Source organism: Inquilinus ginsengisoli (assembly GCF_050434925.1).
Classification (GTDB): Bacteria; Pseudomonadota; Alphaproteobacteria; order DSM-16000; family Inquilinaceae; genus Inquilinus; species Inquilinus ginsengisoli_B.
Window position 1 is genome coordinate 7,218,306 of record NZ_JBNDJK010000001.1, and the last position, 21,294, is coordinate 7,239,599.

General features: G+C 69.1%; 19 protein-coding genes. 16 read left to right on the top strand and 3 right to left on the bottom strand.

Annotation, left to right across the window (positions count from 1 at the left end; all coding sequences use genetic code 11):
- Nucleotides 1-54: 54 nt before the first annotated feature.
- Both QFZ27_RS33925 and QFZ27_RS33930 read right to left on the bottom strand, forming a co-directional pair.
- Nucleotides 55-735, bottom strand: a complete 681-nt coding sequence (locus QFZ27_RS33925) for a helix-turn-helix domain-containing protein (RefSeq protein ID WP_429230889.1) — start codon at nt 733-735, stop codon at nt 55-57.
- A 92-nt stretch (nt 736-827) separates the two neighbouring features.
- Entirely contained in the window at nt 828-3,197 is a 2,370-nt protein-coding gene (locus tag QFZ27_RS33930; protein ID WP_429230891.1) for a trimethylamine N-oxide demethylase, read from the bottom strand.
- Between the two features lie 246 nt (nt 3,198-3,443).
- Here QFZ27_RS33930 and QFZ27_RS33935 point away from each other — a divergent pair, with 246 nt between their 5' ends.
- The 12 genes from QFZ27_RS33935 (at nt 3,444) to QFZ27_RS33990 (ending at nt 15,880) form a co-directional block, all read left to right on the top strand.
- A complete protein-coding gene (locus tag QFZ27_RS33935; protein ID WP_429230892.1) occupies nt 3,444-5,228 on the top strand; it encodes a trimethylamine N-oxide permease in 1,785 nt (594 codons plus the stop codon).
- 163 nt (nt 5,229-5,391) lie between these two features.
- Complete coding sequence (locus QFZ27_RS33940) at nt 5,392-6,939, top strand: acyl CoA:acetate/3-ketoacid CoA transferase (RefSeq protein ID WP_429230893.1); 1,548 nt, start codon at nt 5,392-5,394, stop codon at nt 6,937-6,939.
- A complete protein-coding gene (locus tag QFZ27_RS33945; protein ID WP_429230895.1) occupies nt 6,936-7,736 on the top strand; it encodes an SDR family NAD(P)-dependent oxidoreductase in 801 nt (266 codons plus the stop codon). The genes QFZ27_RS33940 and QFZ27_RS33945 overlap by 4 nt, the downstream gene beginning before the upstream one ends.
- A 2-nt stretch (nt 7,737-7,738) precedes the next feature.
- Nucleotides 7,739-8,590 (top strand): MaoC family dehydratase, encoded by an 852-nt coding sequence (locus QFZ27_RS33950; protein ID WP_429230897.1) that lies wholly within the window; start codon nt 7,739-7,741, stop codon nt 8,588-8,590.
- Complete coding sequence (gene hutC, locus QFZ27_RS33955) at nt 8,587-9,339, top strand: histidine utilization transcriptional repressor HutC (RefSeq protein ID WP_429230899.1); 753 nt, start codon at nt 8,587-8,589, stop codon at nt 9,337-9,339. Before QFZ27_RS33950 ends, hutC begins: the two co-directional genes overlap by 4 nt.
- A complete protein-coding gene (locus tag QFZ27_RS33960; protein ID WP_429230901.1) occupies nt 9,336-10,832 on the top strand; it encodes an HAL/PAL/TAL family ammonia-lyase in 1,497 nt (498 codons plus the stop codon). The genes hutC and QFZ27_RS33960 overlap by 4 nt, the downstream gene beginning before the upstream one ends.
- Before the next feature lie 35 nt (nt 10,833-10,867).
- Entirely contained in the window at nt 10,868-11,755 is an 888-nt protein-coding gene (locus QFZ27_RS33965) for a glycine betaine ABC transporter substrate-binding protein (RefSeq protein WP_429230903.1), read from the top strand.
- A gap of 65 nt (nt 11,756-11,820) precedes the next feature.
- On the top strand, nt 11,821-12,825 hold the full coding sequence (locus tag QFZ27_RS33970) for an ornithine cyclodeaminase family protein (protein WP_429230905.1): 1,005 nt from the start codon (nt 11,821-11,823) through the stop codon (nt 12,823-12,825).
- Nucleotides 12,826-12,831: 6 nt separating this feature from the next.
- Nucleotides 12,832-13,647 (top strand): phosphate/phosphite/phosphonate ABC transporter substrate-binding protein, encoded by an 816-nt coding sequence (locus tag QFZ27_RS33975; RefSeq protein WP_429230907.1) that lies wholly within the window; start codon nt 12,832-12,834, stop codon nt 13,645-13,647.
- Nucleotides 13,648-13,669: 22 nt separating this feature from the next.
- Entirely contained in the window at nt 13,670-14,293 is a 624-nt protein-coding gene (locus QFZ27_RS33980; protein WP_429230909.1) for an ABC transporter permease, read from the top strand.
- Complete coding sequence (locus QFZ27_RS33985; RefSeq protein WP_429230911.1) at nt 14,290-14,925, top strand: ABC transporter permease; 636 nt, start codon at nt 14,290-14,292, stop codon at nt 14,923-14,925. Before QFZ27_RS33980 ends, QFZ27_RS33985 begins: the two co-directional genes overlap by 4 nt.
- Nucleotides 14,926-14,941: 16 nt before the next feature.
- Nucleotides 14,942-15,880, top strand: a complete 939-nt coding sequence (locus QFZ27_RS33990; protein WP_429230913.1) for an ABC transporter ATP-binding protein — start codon at nt 14,942-14,944, stop codon at nt 15,878-15,880.
- 24 nt (nt 15,881-15,904) lie between these two features.
- On the opposite strand, the gene QFZ27_RS33995 is transcribed toward QFZ27_RS33990, so the two are convergent.
- On the bottom strand, nt 15,905-17,128 hold the full coding sequence (locus QFZ27_RS33995) for an ROK family transcriptional regulator (protein WP_429230915.1): 1,224 nt from the start codon (nt 17,126-17,128) through the stop codon (nt 15,905-15,907).
- Nucleotides 17,129-17,305: 177 nt separating this feature from the next.
- Between QFZ27_RS33995 and QFZ27_RS34000 the strand changes: the two genes are divergently transcribed.
- From QFZ27_RS34000 to QFZ27_RS34015, 4 genes are read left to right on the top strand one after another with little or no spacing between them, the layout of a single operon-like run.
- Nucleotides 17,306-18,406, top strand: a complete 1,101-nt coding sequence (locus QFZ27_RS34000) for a substrate-binding domain-containing protein (RefSeq protein WP_429230917.1) — start codon at nt 17,306-17,308, stop codon at nt 18,404-18,406.
- 14 nt (nt 18,407-18,420) lie between these two features.
- Nucleotides 18,421-19,521 carry a substrate-binding domain-containing protein gene (locus tag QFZ27_RS34005; RefSeq protein WP_429230918.1) on the top strand — a complete coding sequence of 367 codons (1,101 nt, stop codon included), beginning with the start codon at nt 18,421-18,423 and terminating at the stop codon, nt 19,519-19,521.
- Between the two features lie 37 nt (nt 19,522-19,558).
- Complete coding sequence (locus QFZ27_RS34010; RefSeq protein WP_429230919.1) at nt 19,559-20,515, top strand: ABC transporter permease; 957 nt, start codon at nt 19,559-19,561, stop codon at nt 20,513-20,515.
- Nucleotides 20,512-21,282 carry an ATP-binding cassette domain-containing protein gene (locus QFZ27_RS34015; RefSeq protein WP_429230920.1) on the top strand — a complete coding sequence of 257 codons (771 nt, stop codon included), beginning with the start codon at nt 20,512-20,514 and terminating at the stop codon, nt 21,280-21,282. Before QFZ27_RS34010 ends, QFZ27_RS34015 begins: the two co-directional genes overlap by 4 nt.
- The last annotated feature ends 12 nt before the right edge of the window (nt 21,283-21,294 follow it).

Consider the following 21,294-nt stretch of genomic DNA (forward strand, 5'->3'; position numbering starts at 1 on the left):
CGCTTGCGTTCGAACGCCTCAATTATGAAGAATAAATTTTTCCTTCAAGGCAAGTCAACCTTTCCCGGAGCGATGCGGGTAGCTGATGATCGAGAGATAGCGGGCGGGCAGCTTCACCAGCACCTCCGGCCCGTGCGGCGCATCGGCATCGAAGAACAGGCTGTCGCCCGGCTGCATCGGAAACAGCTGGTCGCCATGGCGGTAGACCACCTCGCCCTCCAGCATGTAGAGGAACTCCAGCCCCTCATGCTGGAAGGTCGGGAACACGTCCGAATCCGCCGTCAGCGTGATCAGGTAGGGTTCGACCACCACGCCGCTGGCGCCGCTGCCGATATAGCCGAGCAGGTTGTACTGATGGCCGGCGCGCGTGCCGCGCCGTTCGAGCTCAACACCCTGCCCGGATTTGACGAACACCGCGTTGTGCGGCTCCTCATAGCCGCGGAAGAAGGCCGTCAGCGGCACGCCCAGCGCCCGCGACAGCGACTGCAGCGTGGTCAGGGACGGCGAGATGTTGCCGTTCTCGATCTTCGACAGCATGCCGAGCGAGATGCCGGTGGCGGCGGCGAGATCGGTCACCGTGATCCCCAGCTTCTTGCGATAGGCCCGGACCTCGTGGCCGATCGCCATCTCGAGATTGTTGTCCTTCGGCTCGCGCACGGCATGCGGGTTCTGCGAGAAAACGGCATGGCCGCGCGCTGACTTCGGCCGCGCCGAATCCTTGGTCTTGTTCGTCATCGATGGGTCCTGGCGAAGAGTCGCATCCGGCGGCAACGCTATCGCCATAGTGAAATTCCCTCAACTCTGGGGAAAGGACACGTCCGCGGCGTCTAGGCCCGCGGCCGGGTCTTCTTCGGGTCGTAATGCGACAGCGGCACGATCACGGCCGGCAGGCGCTTCTGATGGCCGTCGAGCTTGCCGATCTCGACCGCAGTGCCGACCGCGGCATGGGTCACGTCGATCCGCGCCAGGGCGATGGTCTTGCCGAGGATCGGCGAGCGGGTGGCGCTGGTCACCACGCCGATCTGCGCCCGGCCGATATGGATGCAGTCGCCATGGCCGACCGCGTCATTGGCCTGCACGTCGAGGCCGACCAGCCGGTGGCGCGGATGCTCCTTGCGCTCGATCAGCGCCGTGCGGCCGATGAAATCGTCGGTCTTGGACTTCAGCGGCACGGTGAAGCCGATGCCGGCCTCGAACGGGTCGGTCTGGTCGGTGAACTCGTGATTGGCGAAGACCAGCCCGGCCTCGATCCGCAGCATGTCCAGCGCCTCCAGCCCCATCGGCGTGAGGCCGTGCGGCTGCCCGGCCTGCCAGACCGCGTCGAACACGGCGGCGGCGTCCTTCGGATGGCAGAAGATTTCGTAGCCCAGCTCGCCGGTATAGCCGGTGCGCGACACCACCACAGGGGCGCCTTCGAAGCCGCCGATGCGGCCGACGCTGAAGCGGAACCATTCGAGCTCGGCGATCGTCGGCTGGCGCGGCGCGGTCCAGACGATGTCCTTGAGAATGTCGCGGCTGGCCGGCCCCTGCAGGGCGATGTTGTGCAGCTGGTCGGTCGAGGAGCGGACCCAGGCCTTGAACCCCTTCGCCTCGGCCTGCTGCCGCAGCCAGAGGCCGCTGGCATCGTCGCCGCCGATCCAGCGGAAGTTGCGGTCGCCGAGCCGGAACAGCGTGCCGTCGTCGATCATGCCGCCGTGCTCGTAGCACATGGCGGAATAGACCACCTGGCCGGTCGACAGCCTGCGCACGTCGCGGGTCAGGCAATATTGCAGCAGGTCCTCCGCGTCGGGGCCCGTCACCTCGAACTTGCGCAGCGGCGACAGGTCGATCACCGCGGCCTTCTCGCGGCAGGCCCAGTATTCCGCCACCGGCCCTTCGCCGGCGAAGCGGTTCGGCAGCCAATAGCCGCGATACTCGCCATAGTCCCGCGTCAAGGCGGACAGGCGGGGATGGAAGGCGGTCTCGCGGGTGAGTTCGGGGTCGGCGTCGGGCGTCATGCGAATGGCCACCGCTCGTGTGAAGGTCTCTCGGCCGGAAAAAGTCCGGACATGGATGTCGGTCGGGTCCCAGCCATTCGCCGCATCGATGTCGTCCGGGCAGGAGGAGGAGACGCAGACCAGGTCGGTCAGCGCCCGCATCAGCACATAGTCGCCCGGGCGCGACCATGGCTCGTCGAGGTAGAGCTGATTATTGTGGTCGATATTGGTGTTGTAGAAGTAGTTCAGCGCTTCCCAGCCCTTGCGCGCCGCAATGCCATAGGGCGCCAGAGCGGCGTTGAAGTTGTCGGTGCAGTTCACATGCCCCGGATAGCCCATGTCGTCGTAGTAGCGGGAGTTGCAGGCGGTGGCGAAGGCGTCGTGCCGGCCGACCGTGTCCTGGACGATCTCGACCAGCGGCTCGAAATCCCGGTCGAAGGCCTTCGACGGCAGGCCCGGCAGCGGATAGCTGCGGCCGAGCAGCGTGCGGGTGACGGTTGAATCCAGTGCCAGGTCGAGGCCCTTGTCGACCTTGCGGGCCGAGAAGGCCTGGAAGTCGGTGCATTGCCGGCCGTAGACATCGATCACCTGGATGAACTCGCCGGCCCGGACGAGATAGGCGGAGGCCGTGCCGGCCCGGATCCGGATGTCCTCGATCGGGTCGGCCAGCGGTTCGGGCAGGGCCGCGGCGTAGTCGCGGACCGGGCGGATGCGCCGGACCCGGATCTCGATCGGCGTCGCCGTGTCCTGGTCCTGCGGCAGCATGGCGATGGCCGGCGCCGCCGCGATCAGCAGGCCGGTTCCGGCGATGGTGAGGTCGGCCTGCTCGCCCGGCCTGGAGCCCGGCCCGAAGAGGCGGGCAGCGCCGGCGGCCGCGAGATCGGCGCCGCGCCGGGCCAGGGCCGCCCGGGTGCGCAGCGCCCCGTCCCCGCCAGCGGCGAGGCTGGCCTTCAGGCCTTCGGCAGTCCCGGTAAAAGCCATGCCGAGGCCGGCGGCGAGAAAGCGTCCGCCTTCGTCCAGGAACGACAGCTCGCAGGCCTGGCCGCCCTCGGTGTCGGTCACCGTCACCCGGTCGCCGGCCTCGATCCGGATGACCAGCGAACCGCCGCCGCGGATGCGGTAGCGCTCGGTTCCCGGGGGCAGCGTCCGGATGCCGGGAGTCAGGACCAGGCTGGGAGAGGCGAGGCGCACGCCGGCCGTCATCGGACCGAGATCTCGCATGGGACCCTCGCGGGAGATGGCGCGGTCGAGCACGCAGCGAAGGTTGCAAAATGCAGGTTCAAAGTAAAGTCATATTGACCGAGGAGAAAAGTTCTTCACTATGCATAAAGGCGTTGGAGGAGGATCCGCAGGGGGAACGCGGATCACCAGGACAATGGCAAGGGCGCAGGCGAGGCGCGCCGAGGGAGGCACATCCAGGAAGACGCACGAAGAAGCGTCCTGGACTAGAGACGGGGAGCATCACCAATGGCAGATGTGTTGGACGGTGCGATCACGACCAGCACCGAAGGCAAGTTGATCCGCGCCCTGGACTGGAAGGGCGCGTTCTGGGTGGCCGCAGGCGTGCCGCCGCTCGTCCTGTTCTCCATCGGCGGCATCGCAGGCACGACCGGCAAGCTGGCCTTCGTGGTCTGGATCATCTCGATGGTGATGGGCTTTCTGCAGTCCTTCACCTATGCGGAAGTCGCCGGCATGTTCGGCAACAAGTCCGGCGGCGCCTCGGTCTATGGCGCGACCGCCTGGCTGCGCTATTCGAAGTTCATCGCGCCGCTGTCGGTCTGGTGCAACTGGTTCGCCTGGTCGCCGGTGCTGTCGCTCGGCTGCGCCATCGCCGCCGGCTACATCCTCAACGCCTTCTTCCCGATCCCGGGCGCCGACTCGCAGGCGGTGCTGGACTGGATCGCCGCCCACGCCGCCTCGGTCACGGCCGACAGCCCGCGCGTCGCGGAATGGCTCGCGGCGCATGCCGGCGCGACGTCCGACGACGCCATCAAGGCCCTGCTCGGCACCGATGCCGTCGCGGCCCTGACGCCGACGATCCGCACCTGGTCGCTGGCCAGCTTCGGCATCCCGTTCCTGGCCACCGCCAACATCAACGCAACCTTCTTCATCGGCGCGATCCTGATGCTGATCATCTTCGCGATCCAGCATCGCGGCATCGCCCAGACCGCCAGCGTCCAGAAATGGCTCGCCATCATCGTGCTGGTGCCGCTACTGCTGATCGGCCTCTACCCGATCTTCAGCGGCCAGATCCAGACGGCGAACATCACCGGCCTGGTGCCGCCGACCGCGGCTTATGCCGGCCTGGACGGCACCTGGAGCAATGGCGGCTGGACGCTGTTCCTCGGCGGCCTCTACATCGCCGCCTGGTCGACCTACGGCTTCGAGACTGCGGTCTGCTACACCCGCGAGCTCAAGAACCCGAAGACCGACACGTTCAAGGCGATCTTCTACTCGGGCCTGGCCTGCTGCCTGTTCTTCTTCCTGATCCCCTTCACCTTCCAGGGCGTGCTCGGCCATGCCGGCATGCTGGCGCCGGGGATCGTCGACGGCACCGGCGTCGCCGAGGTGCTGGGCGGGCTGATCGGCGCCGGCGCGATCATCACCCAGATCCTGGTCGCCTTGATGATCCTGGCCCTGTTCCTGGCGATCATGACCGCCATGGCCGGGTCGTCGCGCACGCTGTACCAGGGCTCCAAGGACGGCTGGCTGCCGAAATATCTCGAGCATGTGAACGAGAAGGGCGCCCCCACCCGGGCGATGTGGACGGATTTCAGCTTCAACCTGATCCTGCTGGCGATCGCGTCCGATGTCGGCGGCTACTTCTTCGTCCTGGCCGTGTCGAATGTCGGCTACATCGTGTTCAACTTCCTGAACCTGAACTCCGGCTGGATCCACCGGATCGATTCCGGCCACATCGCGCGGCCCTGGAAGGCCCCGACCTGGCTGATCGGGCTGAACACGGTGCTGGCCTTCGTCAACGCGCTGTTCCTCGGCGCCGGCGCCAAGGTCTGGGGCTATGAGAACGCGCTGTGGGTCGGCTTCGCCTTCGCGGCCCTGATCCTGCCGGTGTTCGCCTTCCGCCACTATGTGCGCGATGGCGGCAAATTCCCGGCCGGCGCGATGGCGGATCTCGGCCTGGTCGGCCAGGATCTCGGGGCCAAAAAGGCCGGGATGCTGCCCTATCTGACCCTCGCCGGAGGGCTGGCGATCGTGCTCGTCGCCAACTGGGCGTTCCAGCTGCCGGCCTGACGACGGCAGCTTCGGCAACAGGCCGGCCGACCTCGAAAGGTCGGCCGGCCCTTTGCGTTCGACCCCTCATAGATGACTTTTTAAGCAATGCATTTTTGTGCCTTGCAAATGGGCATCGATCGCGCCTGTATATACAGGCTAGTCGGACATATGGGTCGGCGCCATGCGGGTCATCACCTCCACCGAGGCGGCAGGGCTGTTGCACAGCGGCATGACCGTCGCCGCGTCCGGTTTCGGCGGGTGCTGCCATCCCGAGGCGATTTCGGCCGCCGTCGAGCGGCGCTATCTGGCCGAAGGCGCCCCACGCGATCTGACGTTGCTGTTCGCCGCCAGCACCGGTGACCGCAAGACCCGCGGCATGGGCCATTTCGGCCATGAGGGCCTGGTCGGGCGCGTGGTCGCCGGCGGCTGGCGCGGCACCCCCCGCCTCGGCGCGCTGGCGCTGCAGGACAAGATCGACGCCTATTGCTGGCCCCAAGGGGTGATCGCCCAGCTGTATCGCGCCATCGCCGCCGGCCAGCCCGGCGTGGTCACCCGCATCGGCCTCGGCTCGTTCATGGACCCGCGCCATGGCGGCGGCCGGCTGAATACGCGGACGACGGCCGAGCTGGTCGAGCGGGTCAGCCTGCGCGGCCAGGAATGGCTGCTGTATCCGGCGATGCCGCTCGACTGCGTGCTGCTGCGCGGCACCTCGGCGGATGAGGACGGCAACATCACCCTGGAGGACGAGGCCTTTCCCGTCGATGTGCTGGCCATGGCCCAGGCCGGCCGGAACTCCGGCGGCATCGTCATCGTCCAGGTCAAGCGCATCGCCGAGCGAGGCTCGCTGCCGGCCACGGATGTGCGCATCCCGGGCATGCTGGTGGACTATGTGGTGGTCTGCGACGATCCCGCCGAGCACGGGGTCAGCTTCGGCGAGACCGACAACATCGCCTATACCGGCCGGCACCGGGCCGCCGCCAGCCGCCTCGCGCCGCTGCCGCTGTCGGTCGACAAGGTGATCCAGCGCCGCGCCTTCCTGGAGCTGCTGGGCCGGGACCACCCGACCATCAATCTCGGCATCGGCATTGCCGCCGGCATCGGCCGGATCGCCGGCGAAGAGCAGTTCGACGGCTATACCGTCACGATCGAATCCGGCGTGATCGGCGGCATCCCGGCCGAGGAGCTGTCCTTCGGCGCCGCGGTCAACCCCAGCGCGATCATCCCGCAGGCGTCCCAGTTCGACTTCTATGACGGCGGCGGCCTGGACATCGCCTTCCTCGGCATGGCCGAGGTCGACATCCGCGGCGCGGTCAATGTCAGCCGGTTCGGCCAATCCATCGTCGGCGTCGGCGGCTTCACCAACATCGCCCAGACGGCGGGCGCCGTCGTCTATATGGGCTCGTTCTCGCATGGCGGCGCCGAGATCGCGGTCAAAGACGGCCGGCTTTCGATCGCCGTCGACGGGCGGTCCTGCAAGATCGTCGAGAAGGTCGGGCAGGTCAGCTCCGACCCCGCCGCGGCGCCTGCGGGCCAGCGGCAGGTCGTCGTCACCGAGCGTGCGGTGTTCCAGGTCATGGATGGCCGTCTGACCCTGACCGAGGTGGCGCCGGGCGTCGATGCGAAGGCGCAGGTGATCGGCCGCCTGCCGCCGGGCATCGCCATCGCGGACCGGCTGGCGGAGATGGACGCCCGTCTGTTCCGCGAATCCGCCATGAAGGACACCCCATGAATATCGACGGTGCCGTCGTCATCGTCACCGGATCGGCGACCGGCGTCGGGGCCTCCTGCGCCAGGATGTTCGCTGAGCGGGGCGCCAGGGTCGTCGTCAACTATTCGCGCAGCCGCGACGAGGCCGAGGAGACCGCCGCCGCCTGCCGGGCGCTCGGCGCCGAGGTTGAGGTGGTGCAGGCGGATGTCGCCGAGGATGCGGCCTGCCGGGCGATGGCGGCGAAGGCCGTCGATCGCTGGGGCCGGCTGGATGCCCTGGTCAACAACGCCGCCGTGACCGTGACGTCCGATCCCTTCGACCTGGAGACGCTGTCGGCTGCCGACTTCCAGAAGGTCTTCGGCGTCAATGTCGTCGGCGCCTACCAGATGTGCCGCGCGGTCCTTCCGGCGATGCGCGCCGGCGGCGGCGGGGCGATCGTCAACGTCTCCTCCAACGTCGCCTTCACCGGCGGCGGCTCCTCGCTGGCCTATACGGCGTCCAAGGGGGCGCTGAACGCGCTGACCAAGGCGCTGGCCCGCACCTGCGGCCCGGAGATCCGCGTCAACGCGGTCTGCCCCGGCATCATAGACACCCGCTGGATGCGCCAGACCCTGGGCACCGACGCCTATGACGCGCTGGCCGCCCGCTTCTCCACCACGGCACCGCTCGGGCGGGTGGCGACGCCGGAGGATGTGGCGGGCGCGGTGGTCTGGCTGATCGAGGGCGCGGAGTTCGTCACCGGCGAGCTGCTGTCAGTCGATGGCGGCATCCGCCTCGCCGGTGGCGCGCGCAAGCCCGCCGCCAGGAGCGGAGCCTGACGATGGCCGCGTCGGCCCGCGCGATCATGGCGTTTCCTGCCCCGGAAGTCCGGCAGACCGTGGCGGCGCGCGACGCCATCCTCTATGCGCTCAGCGTCGGTTACGGCATGGAGCCGCTGGACGAAGCCCATCTGCGGCGCACTCAGGAGCGGGATCTCCTGCCGGCCCCAACCCTGGCGAATGTCGTCGCCCATCCCGGCCCGTGGCTGCAGGATGCCGGCATCGACTGGCAGCGGCTGGTGCATGCCGAGCACCGCCTGACGATCCATCGGCCGATCCCGATCGACACCCCGCTGCTGTCGCGGAGCCGCATGACCGCGATCGTCGATCGCGGCCCCGAGAAGGGCATGTTCGCGACCTTCGAGCGGACGATCGTCACGCTGGCGGACGAGGCACCGGTCGCCACCATCGCGCAGACCAATGCCTGCCGCGGCGATGGAGGCTGTGGATCGGCGGGAACGCCGCCGGGGCCGCTGGCGTCGGTTCCGGCCCGCGCGCCGGATGCCCTGTTCGCGATCGCCGTGCCGCAGGATGCGGCCCTGCTGTACCGGCTGAACGGCGACCTGAACCCCCTCCACTCCGACCCGGCCTATGCCGCCCGGGCGGGCTTCCCGCGGCCGATCCTGCATGGCCTCTGCACCTTCGGCTATGCCGGCTATGCGATCGGCCGGACAGCCGGGTCCGGAGCGCTCGCGGATGTCGGCTTCATCGCCGCCCGCTTCACCGCGCCGGTGCTGCCGGGCGACGGGCTGGAATTCGACATCTGGCGGCAGGGGCAGGAGATCGGGTTCCGCGCCCGGGTTCCCGCGCGCGGTGTGACCGTCCTCGATTTCGGCACGGCGAGGCTGGCATGACCAAGCCGGCGGGCGAGGCGCCGCATTACCTGCGGATCAAGGACGCGATCATGGCGCGGATCGCCGAAGGCACGTTCAAGCCCGGCGACCGCGTCTATTCCGAAAGCGAGCTGGTGGCCTCGTTCGGCGTCAGCCGCATGACCGCCAACCGGGCGCTGCGGGAGCTGATGTTCGAAGGGGTGCTGACGCGCGCCACCGGCCTCGGCACCTTCGTCTCGTCGCAGCGGCAGGACATCGATCTGCTGCAGATCCGGAACATCGCCGACGAGATTTCCGGCCGCGGTCATCGCCACACGGCGAAGGTCTTGATCGCCGACCGGATCAAGGCGGATGCAACCATCGCGCAATCCCTGGATCTCGCAGTTGGCGTCGAGGTGATGCATACGCTGATCGTCCATCTGGAGGACGACCAGCCGATCCAGGTCGAGGAGCGCTACGTCAACCCGATCGTGGCGCCGGAGTATCTGGCCAACGACTTCGCCCGGACCACCCCGAACGAATACCTGACGAAGGTGGCGCCGATCACCGCGTTCGAGCACTTCGTCGAAGCGGTCAGGCCCGATGCCAAAGTGCGGAAGCTGCTGGGCAGCAAGCCCGACCAGCCATGCCTCAGGGTCTTCCGCCGCACCTGGTCCGGCGCGGCGGTGGTGACCTGCGCGCTGCTGTCCTACCCCGGCGACAAATACCGGCTGGAGGCGCGCTCGGGCCTGGCCAGGACGGCCGCCCTTCTGAACGGGAGAGACGAGTGACCGCGGCCGCCCCCATCGTGTCCTTCACCGCCGCGGCGCCGACGGTCGCCGACATCGTCGCCATCGCCCGGCGCGATGCCCACGTGGTGGTCTCCCCCGAGGTCGAGGCGCGGATCCTGGCCGCCCGGGCCGTCGTCGATCGCTACGTCGCATCGGATGTGCCGGTCTATGGCCTGACGACCGGGCTCGGCGCCGGCGTGGACACGCGCCTGGCGACGGACGATCTGGTTGCGTTCCAGCAACGGGTCCCGCTGGGCCGCGCCGTGGGGGTCGGCCCCGCCCTGCCGCGCGAGGCGGTCCGGGCGATGATGGCGGTGCGCATCGCCGGCATGGCGGCCGGCGGCGCCGGCGTGTCGCTGCCGGTGTTCTCCGGCCTCGTCGCGGCGCTGAATGCCGGGTTTCATCCGGTGGTGCCGTCGCTGGGGTCGATCGGCGCGGCCGATCTGGCGCCGCTCGCACATCTGGGCCGCGCCCTGCTCGGCGACGGCGAGGCCGAGTTCGGCGGTGAGGTGATGGCGGCCGGCGAGGCGCTGCGCCGGGCGGGGCTGGAACCGCTGCGGCTGGCCCCGAAGGACGGCCACGCCATCGTCGTCGCCAACAGCCTGTCGGTCGGCAAGGCCTGCCTGTGCCTGGCGGATGTCGAGCGGCTGTTCGACTGGTCGCTGGCGGCCGTCGCGCTCAACTTCGAAGCCTTCCGGGCCAATGTGACCGCGCTGGACGACCGCGCGCTGGCCGCGCGGCCGGCCTTCGGCCAACGCATGGTCGCGGCACGGCTGCGCATACTGTTGGCCGGCAGCTCGCTGCTGGCCGAGGGGGCGGCGCGGCGGGTGCAGGATCCGCTGAGCTATCGCTGCGCGCCGCAGGTCTGGGGCGCGCTGCTGCACGCCATCGGCGAGGCGCGGGCCGCCACCGAGATCGAGATCGCCAGCTCCGGCGACAACCCGGTGGTGCTGGAGCCGGAAGGGCTGATCCTGTCGCATGGCAATTTCGACATGACCGCCTTCGTGCTGGCCTGGGAGCGGCTGGGCCAGGCGATGGCGCATGGCGCGGCGGCGACTGCCTACCGCACGATGAAGATCATGTCGGCCGGGATGTCGGACCTGCCGCGGTTCCTGACGCCGCTCGGCGGCAGCCGGACGGGGTTCGGCACGGTCCAGAAGACGGTCTCGGCCCTGGAAGCGGAGATTCGCCACCTCGCCCTGCCGGCCTCGCTGACGCCCATTCCGGTGGCGGACGGGGTCGAGGACCAGGCGTCGCTGGCGCCCGCCGTGCTGGCGAAGACCGAGGCGATCATCGACCGGCTGCGCTTCCTGGTTGCCATCGAGCTCATCGTGTCCGCCCAGGCCGCGGAGCTGCGCGGCGTGGAGACCGAGCTGGGCGCGGGCACGGGGGAAGCCTACCGGCTGGTCCGGCAGAATGTGCCGCCACTGGTCGAGGACCGCGCCCAGAGCGCGGATTTCCAACGAATGGCGGAGCTCATCCGCAATTCCTGAGAGATCTTCACACAGAACAAGCAGGGAGAATGAAGATGAGACTGTCGATCCTGTCCGCCGTCGCCGCCGCGGTGATGGCCACGATTGCCTTCAAGCCTGCCGCAGCAGCGGACCCGATCAAGGTCGGCAGCAAGAACTTCACCGAGCAGTACATCCTGGCCGAGATGTATGCGGCGCTGCTGGAGCACGCCGGCTTCGAGGTGGAGCGCAAGATCAACCTCGGTGGCACCCTGATCGCCCATCAGGCCTTGACCACCGGTGAGATCGACCTCTATCCGGAATACACTGGCACCGCCCTCTCCGCCGTGGTCAAGGGCACGATGTCGACCGATGCGGCGAAGGTCTATGACGAGGTCAAGGCCTTCTATGCCAAGCAGTTCAACCTGACCTGGCTGAAGCCCACCGGCATCAACAACGGCTATGTCATCGTCGTCCGCAAGGACACCGCGGACGCCGACAGCCTGAAGAGCCTGTCGGACCTGGCCAAGGTGGCGAACACGCTGGTGTTCGGCGGCGGCGCCGAATTCCCGGACCGGGCCGACGGCCTGCCCGGCCTGAAGCGCGTCTACGATGCGGAATTCAAGGAATTCAAGCAGTTCGCCAAGCTCGGCCTGCGCTACGACGCACTGGCCCAGAAGGAGGTCGATGTCGTCAACGGCGCCGCCACCGACTGGCAGATCGGCGCCCAGGATCTCGTCGCGCTGGACGACGACAAGGGCCTGTTTCCGCCCTACTACGTCGCCCCGGTCGTCCGCCAGCAGGTTCTGGACGCCAACCCGAAGGTGGCGGAGATCCTGGACTCGCTGGGGTCCCATCTGGACAACGCCACCATGCGTGTCCTCAACGCCAAGGTCGAGAACGACCATGAGGAGGCCAAGGACGTCGCCGAGGCCTTCCTGAAGGAAAAAGGGCTGCTGCCCTGACATCCGACGAAGCGGCAGGAGCCGGTCCTGCCGCTTCGCGGATCGCGCATCGCTGGAGAACGGGAATGCAGGAAATCTGGATCGACTACCTGAACGCGCTCGACGCCAAGGCGCTGGCGCTCAGCAATGACGAGATCCTCGCGGCGGTGGAAAAGGCGCTCGACGCCCAGGGCCGCGGCGAGACGGTGATCGAGCCGCGCGTTCACCTGGTGCCCGAAAGCTCCGACAAGGGGCACTTCAACGTGCTGCGCGGCTATGTCAAATCGCTGGGATATGCCGGGGTCAAGGTGGTCGGCGACTTCGTCGACAACTACAAGCTCGGCCTGCCTTCCGAGATGGCGGTGCTGAACCTGTTCGATCCGAACACCGGCGTGCCGAAGGCGATCGTCGACGCGACCGCGATCACCGACATGCGCACCGGCGCGGTGACGGCGCTCGGCGCGAAATACCTTGCCCGCCAGGACAGCAAGGTGCTCGGCCATATCGGCGCCCGCGGCACTTCGTACTGGAATGTCCGCCTGCTCGATCACCTGTTCGATTTCGCCGAGATCCGCATCCACTCCCGCCGCCCGGAAAGCCGGAATGCCTTTGCGGAGCGCCTGGAACGGGATCTCGGCAAGAGGATCATCGTCACGAACAATTGGCAGGATTGCCTCGACGGCGCCGACATCATGGTCGAGGCCAGCCGGCTGCCCGAACCCACGCCGCTGTTCAGGACCGAATGGGTGAAGCAGGGCGCCTTCGTCGTGCCCTACGGCACGATGAGCGCGCTGGAATTCGACCTCACCGACATCATGGACAAGGTCGTGGTCGACGACTGGGGGCAATGCGGCCCAGGCCGGCCGTTCGGGGCGCTGCGCCGCCATGTCGACGAGGGCAAGGTCACGGCGGAAACGCTGCATGCCGAGATCGGGCAGATCGTCTGCGGCCTGAAGCCCGGCCGCGAGAGCGACGGCGAGACCATCCTGTTCTGGCACCGCGGCCTCAGCACCACCGATGTCGCGCTCGGCGCGGCCATGGTCGACAAGGCCAGGGCGCTGAAGATCGGCCAGCGGCTGCGGTTCGCGTGACCGGCCATGGCGACCGTCCCTCCGCTCATCGCCTGCTCCCGGATGTACAATGTCGGCCCGAAGGTCCGCGGGCTTTGGGACGACCTGTTCGCCTGGCTGTCGGAGGAGTCCGGCATCCAGCTCGAGGTCATTGCCCATGCCGCTCCCGCCCCGCTGTCGGAGCTCTGGGCCAGGCCGGATCTGGGCGCGACCTTCATGTGCGGCTATCCCTTCTCCCTGCTCTCGGCCGATGAGCGGCCGGTCGCCCTGGCGGCCCCGGTCTCGACCGCCCCATGGGCGGATGGCCGCCCGCTCTATGCGAGCCATATCGTCGCCGCCCGGGATGCGACGTTCGATCCCGCCGACCTTCCGGCCCTGCGCTGGGGCTGGACGGTGCGCGATTCCCAGTCGGGCTATCACGCGCCGCGCGCCTTCCTCGCCGGCTTGCCGAGACCGAAGTCACCGGTGACAGCGATCGGCCCCCTGCTCAATCCGAACGGCGTCGTCGACGCGATCGCGACCGGCCGGATCGATGTCGGCGCGATCGACGCCTATGCCTGGCAGTTGCTTGAGACGCATGAGCCGGAGGCCCTGGCGCCGCTGCGGATCATCGCGACGACCCAGGTGACCCCTGTTCCCCTGCTCGTCGCCTCGCGCCGGCAGCCGGCCGAGACGGTTTCGATACTCCGGCGAGCGCTGCTGCGGGCGCACCACGATGATCGGGGACGCCGCATCCTGGCGTCGCTCGGCCTCTCGCAATTCGCCACGCCGGATGTCGCGGCCTACGACTCCCTGCCGAAACGGGCGCAGGACTCCGACCGGCTGCTGGCGGCATCATGGTGAAAGTCGCCGCCCGATGAAGTGGGTGCCGAAGAACATCGACCGGCTGCTCGAAGCCCTGCTCGAGCATCTCGCTCTGGTCTTCTCCTCGGTCGGGATCGCGCTGGTCATCTCGCTGATCGTCGGCATCTGGGCCGCCCGCCGGCCGCGGACGTTCGGCGCGATCGTCATCGTCACCGGCGTGCTGTTCGCGATCCCGAGCCTGGCGCTGTTCGCCCTGTTCATCCCGATCATGGGGATCGGCGCGGAACCGGCCATCACCGGCCTCGCCGCCTATTCGCTGATGATCCTGATCCGCAATATCGGGCTCGGCTTCCAGGCGGTTCCGCGCGACGTGCTCGATGCCGCGCACGGCATGGGGTACGGCACCGCCCGCCGCATCTGGGAGGTCGAGCTGCCACTGGCCATGCCCTTCATCGTCGGCGGCATCCGCATCGCCGCGGTCACGGTGATCGGCATCGCCACCGTAGCCGCCTACATCAATGCGGGCGGCCTCGGCGTCATCATCTTCGAAGGCATCGACCAACGGTTTCCGGAGAAGATCATCGCCGGCGGCCTCCTGACATCGGCGCTGGCGCTGTCCACCGACTACCTGTTCGCGTCGATCGAGAAGATCCTGCGCCGCCGCAGCGGAAGGCCGGCGGCATGATCCTGGTCGACGCCTTCCACTGGATCACGGCGAATCCGGGCGTGTTCTTCAGCGCCTTCAACCGCCATCTGCTGATGTGCGCCATCTCGCTCGGGATCGCGCTGGTCATCGCCATGCCGCTCGGATTCCTCGTCGCCAGGGCGCCGCGCGCCGCCTTCGCCGCAATCAATGTCGCCGGTTCGCTGCGGTCGATCCCGAGCCTCGCGATCCTGTCGGCGGCCATGCCGTTCCTCGGCATCGGCCTGCTGCCCTCGGTCGTCGCCCTCATCGTGCTCGCGGTCCCGCCGCTGCTCCTCAACACCATCATCGGCATCCGGGAAATCGACCCCGCTTTGCTCGATGCTGCCAACGGCATGGGCATGGGGCGGCGCGACATCCTGTGGCAGATCGAGCTGCCGCTGGCCGTCCCCTCGATCCTGGCGGGGGTCCGGACCAGCGCGATCCAGGTCATCGGCGGCGCGGCGCTGGCGTCGTTCATCGGCGGCGGCGGCCTCGGCGACTTCATCAACGCCGGCATCGCCATCATGAACATGCCGCGCCTGCTGGTCGGCGCCTTGCCCATCGCCCTGCTCGCCATCCTGGCCGAGCTGCTGTTCGGCTGGCTGGAACGATCCTTCGCCCGTAGACGATGACCCTCGGAACACGCCGATGATACGACTGGATCACGTCACCAAGACCTATGAGGGCGGCGGCCGCCACGCCGTCGACAGCCTCGATCTGGAGATCGAGGCCGGCACCACGGTCGCGCTGATCGGCCCGTCCGGCTGCGGCAAGACGACGACGATGCGGATGATCAACCGGCTGGAAACGCCGACGTCCGGCCGCGTGCTGGTGAACGGCCGCGATGTCGCCCAGACCGACCCGAAGGAGCTGCGGCGCAGCATCGGCTACGTCATCCAGCAGGTCGGGCTGTTCCCGCATATGACGATCGCCCGGAACATCGCGACGGTGCCGCGGCTGCTGGGCTGGGACCGGCCGAAGACCGACCGGCGCATCGACGAGCTGCTCGACCTCGTCGGCCTCGACCCCGCGGTCATGCGCAGCCGCCTGCCGCACGAGCTGTCCGGCGGGCAGCGCCAGCGCGTCGGCTTCGCCCGCGCGCTGGCCGCCGACCCCGCCATCATGCTGATGGACGAGCCGTTCGGCGCAATCGACCCGATCACCCGCGTCAGGCTGCAGGACGAGTTCCGGCAGATCCTGCGGAAGGTCAGCAAGACGGTGGTCATCGTCACCCATGATCTCGACGAGGCCATCAAGATGGGCGACCGGATCGCGATCATGCGCGACGGCCGGCTGCTGCAATACGACACGCCGGCGGCGATCCTGGCCCGGCCCGCCGATGATTTCGTCGAGAGCTTCCTCGGCCCCGACCGGGCGATCAAGCGGCTGAGCCTGATCGAGGTCGCGGGCGCCATGGCACCGCCGGCATTGCAGGACTCCGGCGACTCCGTTGCCCCCACCGCCAGCCTCCACCATGCCCTGGCTCTCATCCTGGCCGGCGATCTCCCCGGCCTCGACGTCAAGGCCGCCGACGGTTCGCGGATCGGGTACCTGTCGCGGGAAGCCGTCCTGTCCGCGCACCAATAGCGCGCAATCCGGCCCTCGCGGCCGCTACGACAGGGCGGTGCTGATCCGGAGGCGCAGCGCGGCGGGCTTCTCGGGCGCGCTGAGCGGGACATAGCTCGGATTCAGGGTGCGGAACAGCGGCAGCACGGCGGCGCCGCGGGCGGCGGCGTCGCGGCCCAGCGTCGCCCGCATCAGCCGCGGCCAGCGGCGGCGCCGGCCCGAGCCGAGCGAGCGGTACAGCGGCTGCACCCGCTCGGCCAGCCGCTCCAGCAGCCAGTCCGGCGCGTCGCCGCCGAGCAGGATCGCCTCCGGGTCGAAGATGTTCTCCAGCATGTTGAGGCCGATCCGGAACGGCTCGATGGCGGCCTCGAGCCAGCCGTCGAGGCGCGGGTCGTCCGGCGCGATCTCGCGCTCGAACGCCTCGATCGACTCCAATGCCAGCCCCTGCCCCGCCAGGTCGCGGAAGGCGGCGTTGAGCGACAGATAGGCCTCGAGGCAGCCGCGGTTGCCGCAGTCGCACGGCAGGCCGCCGGGATGCACGATGACATGGCCGAACTCGCCGGCATTGCCGGCGGCGCCGGAGAACGGCCGGCCGTCGATCATCATGCCCGCGCCGAGGCCGATGCCGAGGAAGACGTAGACGAAGGTCGAGAGCGACCGCGCCGCGCCGTACAGCCATTCGGCGCTGGCCGCGGCGGTGGCGTCGTTCTCCAGCGACACCGGCAGGCCGATCGCGGCCTCCAGGTCGGCGGCGATGGCCAGCCCGTCCCAGCCGGGCAGGCTGGTCGGCCCCAGCCCCTCGACCTCGAACGGCCCGGGCATCACCAGCCCGACGCCGAGCAGCCGGTCGCGGGCGATGCCGGACTCGGCGATGATGGCGTCGATCTGCTGCTTCAGCCGCGGCACCGCCTGGTCCGGGCCGGACGTGTCGATCGGCTGCACCGCCCGCCGGCGCACCTGGCCGGCCAGGTCGGCGACCACCGCCACCACCTGGCCGCGGTCGAGCTGCAGGCCGATGGTGCAGCCGCCGTCCGGGTTGATCGCCAGCTGGATCGACGGCTTGCCGACCCCAGCGACCTTGCGCCCCTCCGGCCGCAGCAGCCCGGCCTCGTACAGCTCGTCGGCGAGGTTGGAGACGGTCTGCTTCGACAGGCCGGTCAGCCGCGCGATGTCGGCCCGGGACAGCGGCCCGTGCAGGCGCACCGCATCGAACACGACCCACAGGTTGATCAGCTTGGCCTGCTCGATATTGGTCGCCTTCAGCAGCATGGCGCTCCCCTGTTTGCACCGCTGAAGCTAGGCTTCGAAAATTTATAAGTCAAATTGATAGCCTAATTGACGACCCGATCCCGATCGCGCATTGTTGGGGCGACCCGATCGGATCGTAGGGCCCCTTTCCGGGCGCCGCGGCGGTCGAGACCGGGACAAGAAAACGGGGAGAGCACGATGAGACGCACCCTGGCCCTGGCGGCGCTGCTGGCCGCCTTCGCCCCCGCCGCCGCCGGCCTGGCGGAAGAGCCTTTCTTCAAGGACAAGCTGGCGCTGGACCTGTCGGCGCCCCTGCCCGGCCCGGACGGCAGCGCGCCGTCTCCAGCCAAGGACCTGAGCCTGAGCGAGGCCGAGATCGGCACGCTGAAAGCCGGCGGGCACAAGGCGGCGCTGCTGTGGCATGGCGGCGGCGACTGGGTGAACGCCGTCACCGCCGGCGCCAAGGCGCGCTTCGCCGAGCTGGGGATCGAGGTCGTCGCCACCGCCGACGCGCAATACGACCCGGCGAAGCAGGCCAACGACATCGAGACCGCGATGGCGCTGAGCCCCGACGTGATCCTGACCCTGATCCTGGATCCCGTGCAGGGCGCCGCGGCGCTGAAGCCGGCGGTGGCCAAGGGCGTCACCACCGTGCTGCTGAGCAACCCGGTGCAGGGCTTCACGGCGGGCAAGGACTATGTCGGCATCGTCACCGACGACATCGCCGGGATGGGCACGGCCGCGGCCGGGCTGATGAACGACGCGCTGGGCGGCAAGGGCGCGGTCGGCTTCATCTATCACGACGCCAAGTACTTCATCACCAACGGCCGCGACAACAGCTTCCGGGCGACGCTGGAGCAGAAGTACCCCGGCCTGGTGATCGTCGACGCCAAGGGCTTCACCGCCGAGCCGCAGACCTTCGACCTGGCCTCGGCGATGATCCAGCAGCATCCGGAGATCAAGGGCATCTATGTCGCCTGGGACGTGGCGGCGGAGGGCGTGGTCGAGGCGCTGCGGGCGGCGGGGCGGACCGACGTCAAGGTGGTGACCCACGACCTCGGCGCCACCAACGGGCTGGATATGGCCAAGGGCGGGTCGATGTACGGCACCGTCGCCGACCAGCCCTATGAGATCGGTCGGGCGATGGCGACGCTGGCCGGCTATGGCCTGCTGAAGAAGCCGGCGCCGGCCTTCAACACCGTCGGCCTGGTCGCCGTGACCAAGGCCAACCTGGCCCAGGGCTGGGAAGGGTCGCTGCACCGGCCGCTGCCCGATGCCGTCGCCGACGCGCTGAAGTGACGGGAGGAGCCGCCATGAGACGCACCCTCGCCGCCGCCGCGCTTACCGCCGTCGCCCTCACCGCGGTTCCAGCCGCGGCGCAGAAGCCCTTCTACGACACGCCCAGCAGCTTCGACCTGGGCAAGCCCGAGACCAGCCCGAATGGCGAGCCGGCGACCCCGGCCGGCCAGATCGCGCTGACGCCGGAGGAGGTTGCCAAGGTCCAGGCCGGCCATTACAGCGCGGCCCGGCTGTGGGCCGGGTCGGGTGAATGGTACAACGCCCTCTCCGCCGGGGCCGAGGACCGGCTGAAGGAGCTCGGCATCGCCGTGGTCGCGCGCGCCGATGCGCAGTTCGACCCGGCCAAGCAGACCAATGACGTCGAGACCGCGCTGGCGCTGAAGCCGAGCGCGATCCTGACCCTGATCGTCGACCCGGTGGCGGGCGCCGAGGCCTTCCGCCGGGCCAATGCGGCCGGGGTCAAGCTGGTGCTGGCCGACAACGGCGCCCAGGGCTTCGTCGCCGGCAAGGATTATGTCGGCATCGTCACCGGCGACCATATCGGCATGGGCCGCGCCGCGGCGCAGCTGATGAACGACGCGCTGGGCGGCAAGGGCGCGGTCGGCTTCATCTATCACGACGCCGAGTTCTTCGTGACCAACAACCGCGACGGCGCCTTCCGCGCGGTGCTGGAGAAGGACCACCCCGGCCTGGTCATCGTCGACGCCAAGGGCTTCACCGCCGAGCCGCAGACCTTCGACATCGCCTCGGCGATGCTGCAGCAGCACCCGGAGATCAAGGGCATCTACGTCGCCTGGGATGTGGCGGCGGAAGGCGTGGTCGAGGCGCTGCGGGCGGCGGGCCGCACCGACGTCAAGATCGTCACCCACGACCTGGGCGCCAACAATGCGCTCGACATGGCCAAGGGCGGGTCGGTGTACGGCACCGTCGCCGACATGCCCTACGAGGTCGGCCAGGCGATGGCGACCCTCGCCGCCTACGGCCTCCTGGGCAAGGCGGCGCCGCCCTTCTCCACCGTCGGGCTGGTCAAGGCGACCAAGTCCAATCTCGCCGCCGCCTGGGAGCAGTCGCTGCACAAGCCGCTGCCCGACACCGTCAAGACGGCGCTGCAATAGCCCCTGCCCTTTCGCGCACAGGAGCACAGGAGTTCCCATGTCCACCGCCGTCGCCAGGCTGTTCCGGGGCGGGCAGCTCAGCGCCTTCGTCGTCTATATCGGCTTCGTGGCGATCCTCGCCTTCTTCGCCATCGCCCTGTCCGACCGGGGCTTCCTGACGCCCGGGAACATGATGACGATCATCCGGCAGACGACACCGGTGACGATCATGGCGGTGGGCATGACCTTCGCCCTGTGCGCCGGCCAGATCGACCTGTCGGTCGGCGCCACCGTGGCCCTGGCGGCGCTGGTCACCGCCGTGGTGATGCGCGAGGCCGGGCTGGCCCTGGCGATCCCGGCCGGCCTGCTGACCGGCGCCCTGGTCGGGCTGGTCAATGGCCTGCTGACCGTGACGCTGCGCATCCCGGCGCTGCTGGTCACGCTGGGCACCATGGGCATCATCACCGGCCTGGCCCGGGTGCTGACCAACCTGGAATCGGTGCCGATCACCAGCGCCCCCTACACCTTCGTCTTCGGCTCCGGCGACATCGGCCCGGTCTCGGTGCTGTTCGTCTGGACCCTGGCGGCGCTGGTGATCGGCCATCTGGCGCTGAACAACACCGCCTATGGCCGTCGGGTGCTGGCCACCGGCGGCGAGGTGCAGGCGGCGCGGGCCGCCGGCATCAGCACGATGCGGGTGACCATCGGCGTCTTCGTCGTCACCGGCATGGCCGCGGCCCTGGCCGGGATGCTGTACGCCGGACGGCTGCACGGCGCCCGCTACACGCTGGGCGAGACCGATGTGCTGACCGTGATCGCCGCGGTCGTGATCGGCGGCACCAGCCTGTTCGGCGGCAAGGGTTCGGTGATCGGCGCCGTGGTCGGGTCCTGGCTGCTGGGCGTGCTCAACAATGGGCTGATCCTGATGGGGTTCAGCGTGTCCGACCAGATGATCGCGCGTGGCGTAATCCTGATCCTGGCCGTCGCGATCAGCCTGCGGGAGACCCGGCAATGACCACCGATGAACTCCCGGTGCTCGAGGTCCAGGGCCTGTCGAAGCATTTCGGCCCGGTCGAGGCGCTGTCCGGCGTCGACCTGGCGGTCCGGCGCGGCGAGGTGCTGGCCCTGCTGGGCGACAACGGCGCCGGCAAGACCACGCTGACGCGCTGCATCAGCGGCCTGTACCGCGCCACCGCCGGCACCATCCGGGTCGACGGCCGCGAGGTGCAGATCGCCACGCCGCAGGATGCCCGCGACTGCGGCATCGAGACGGTGCATCAGGGACTGGCCCTGGTCGGCAAGCTGGATGTCGCCGCCAACCTGTTCCTGCACCGCGAGATCTTCCATCCGAACCCGCTGCTGCGGGCGCTGGGCTGGCTCGACAAGCGGGCGATGGCGGCGGAGTCGACGCGGATCCTGGAGCAGTTGAAGGTCCGCGTGCCGCCGTCCGGCGTGCCGATCGAGCGGCTGTCCGGCGGCCAGCGCCAGGCCGTCGCCATCGGCCGCGCCGTCGGCTGGGGCAAGCACATCGTCATCCTGGACGAGCCGACCGCCGCGCTGGGGGTGGAGCAGTCCAAGCACGTCAACGAGCTGATCCTGACGCTGAAATCGCAGGGCGTCGCCGTGCTGCTGATCAGCCACAACATGCAGCATGTGATCGAGACCTGCGACCGCGCCGTGGTGCTGCGCCACGGCCGCAAGGCCGGGGATGTCCGCATCCCGGACGTCACCGCCCGCGACCTCGTCGACCTCATCACCGGCGCCGTCCGCGCCGCCGCCTGACCGGGACCCCGC

Bases quoted from the DNA above. Each gene is read 5' to 3' on its own strand.
- QFZ27_RS33925 (WP_429230889.1), bottom strand. From the start codon at position 735: ATGACGAACAAGACCAAGGATTCGGCGCGGCCGAAGTCAGCGCGCGGC.
- QFZ27_RS33930 (WP_429230891.1), bottom strand. From the start codon at position 3,197: ATGCGAGATCTCGGTCCGATGACGGCCGGCGTGCGCCTCGCCTCTCCC.
- QFZ27_RS33935 (WP_429230892.1), top strand. From the start codon at position 3,444: ATGGCAGATGTGTTGGACGGTGCGATCACGACCAGCACCGAAGGCAAG.
- QFZ27_RS33940 (WP_429230893.1), top strand. From the start codon at position 5,392: ATGCGGGTCATCACCTCCACCGAGGCGGCAGGGCTGTTGCACAGCGGC.
- QFZ27_RS33945 (WP_429230895.1), top strand. From the start codon at position 6,936: ATGAATATCGACGGTGCCGTCGTCATCGTCACCGGATCGGCGACCGGC.
- QFZ27_RS33950 (WP_429230897.1), top strand. From the start codon at position 7,739: ATGGCCGCGTCGGCCCGCGCGATCATGGCGTTTCCTGCCCCGGAAGTC.
- hutC (WP_429230899.1), top strand. From the start codon at position 8,587: ATGACCAAGCCGGCGGGCGAGGCGCCGCATTACCTGCGGATCAAGGAC.
- QFZ27_RS33965 (WP_429230903.1), top strand. From the start codon at position 10,868: ATGAGACTGTCGATCCTGTCCGCCGTCGCCGCCGCGGTGATGGCCACG.
- QFZ27_RS33970 (WP_429230905.1), top strand. From the start codon at position 11,821: ATGCAGGAAATCTGGATCGACTACCTGAACGCGCTCGACGCCAAGGCG.
- QFZ27_RS33975 (WP_429230907.1), top strand. From the start codon at position 12,832: ATGGCGACCGTCCCTCCGCTCATCGCCTGCTCCCGGATGTACAATGTC.
- QFZ27_RS33985 (WP_429230911.1), top strand. From the start codon at position 14,290: ATGATCCTGGTCGACGCCTTCCACTGGATCACGGCGAATCCGGGCGTG.
- QFZ27_RS33990 (WP_429230913.1), top strand. From the start codon at position 14,942: ATGATACGACTGGATCACGTCACCAAGACCTATGAGGGCGGCGGCCGC.
- QFZ27_RS33995 (WP_429230915.1), bottom strand. From the start codon at position 17,128: ATGCTGCTGAAGGCGACCAATATCGAGCAGGCCAAGCTGATCAACCTG.
- QFZ27_RS34000 (WP_429230917.1), top strand. From the start codon at position 17,306: ATGAGACGCACCCTGGCCCTGGCGGCGCTGCTGGCCGCCTTCGCCCCC.
- QFZ27_RS34005 (WP_429230918.1), top strand. From the start codon at position 18,421: ATGAGACGCACCCTCGCCGCCGCCGCGCTTACCGCCGTCGCCCTCACC.
- QFZ27_RS34010 (WP_429230919.1), top strand. From the start codon at position 19,559: ATGTCCACCGCCGTCGCCAGGCTGTTCCGGGGCGGGCAGCTCAGCGCC.
- QFZ27_RS34015 (WP_429230920.1), top strand. From the start codon at position 20,512: ATGACCACCGATGAACTCCCGGTGCTCGAGGTCCAGGGCCTGTCGAAG.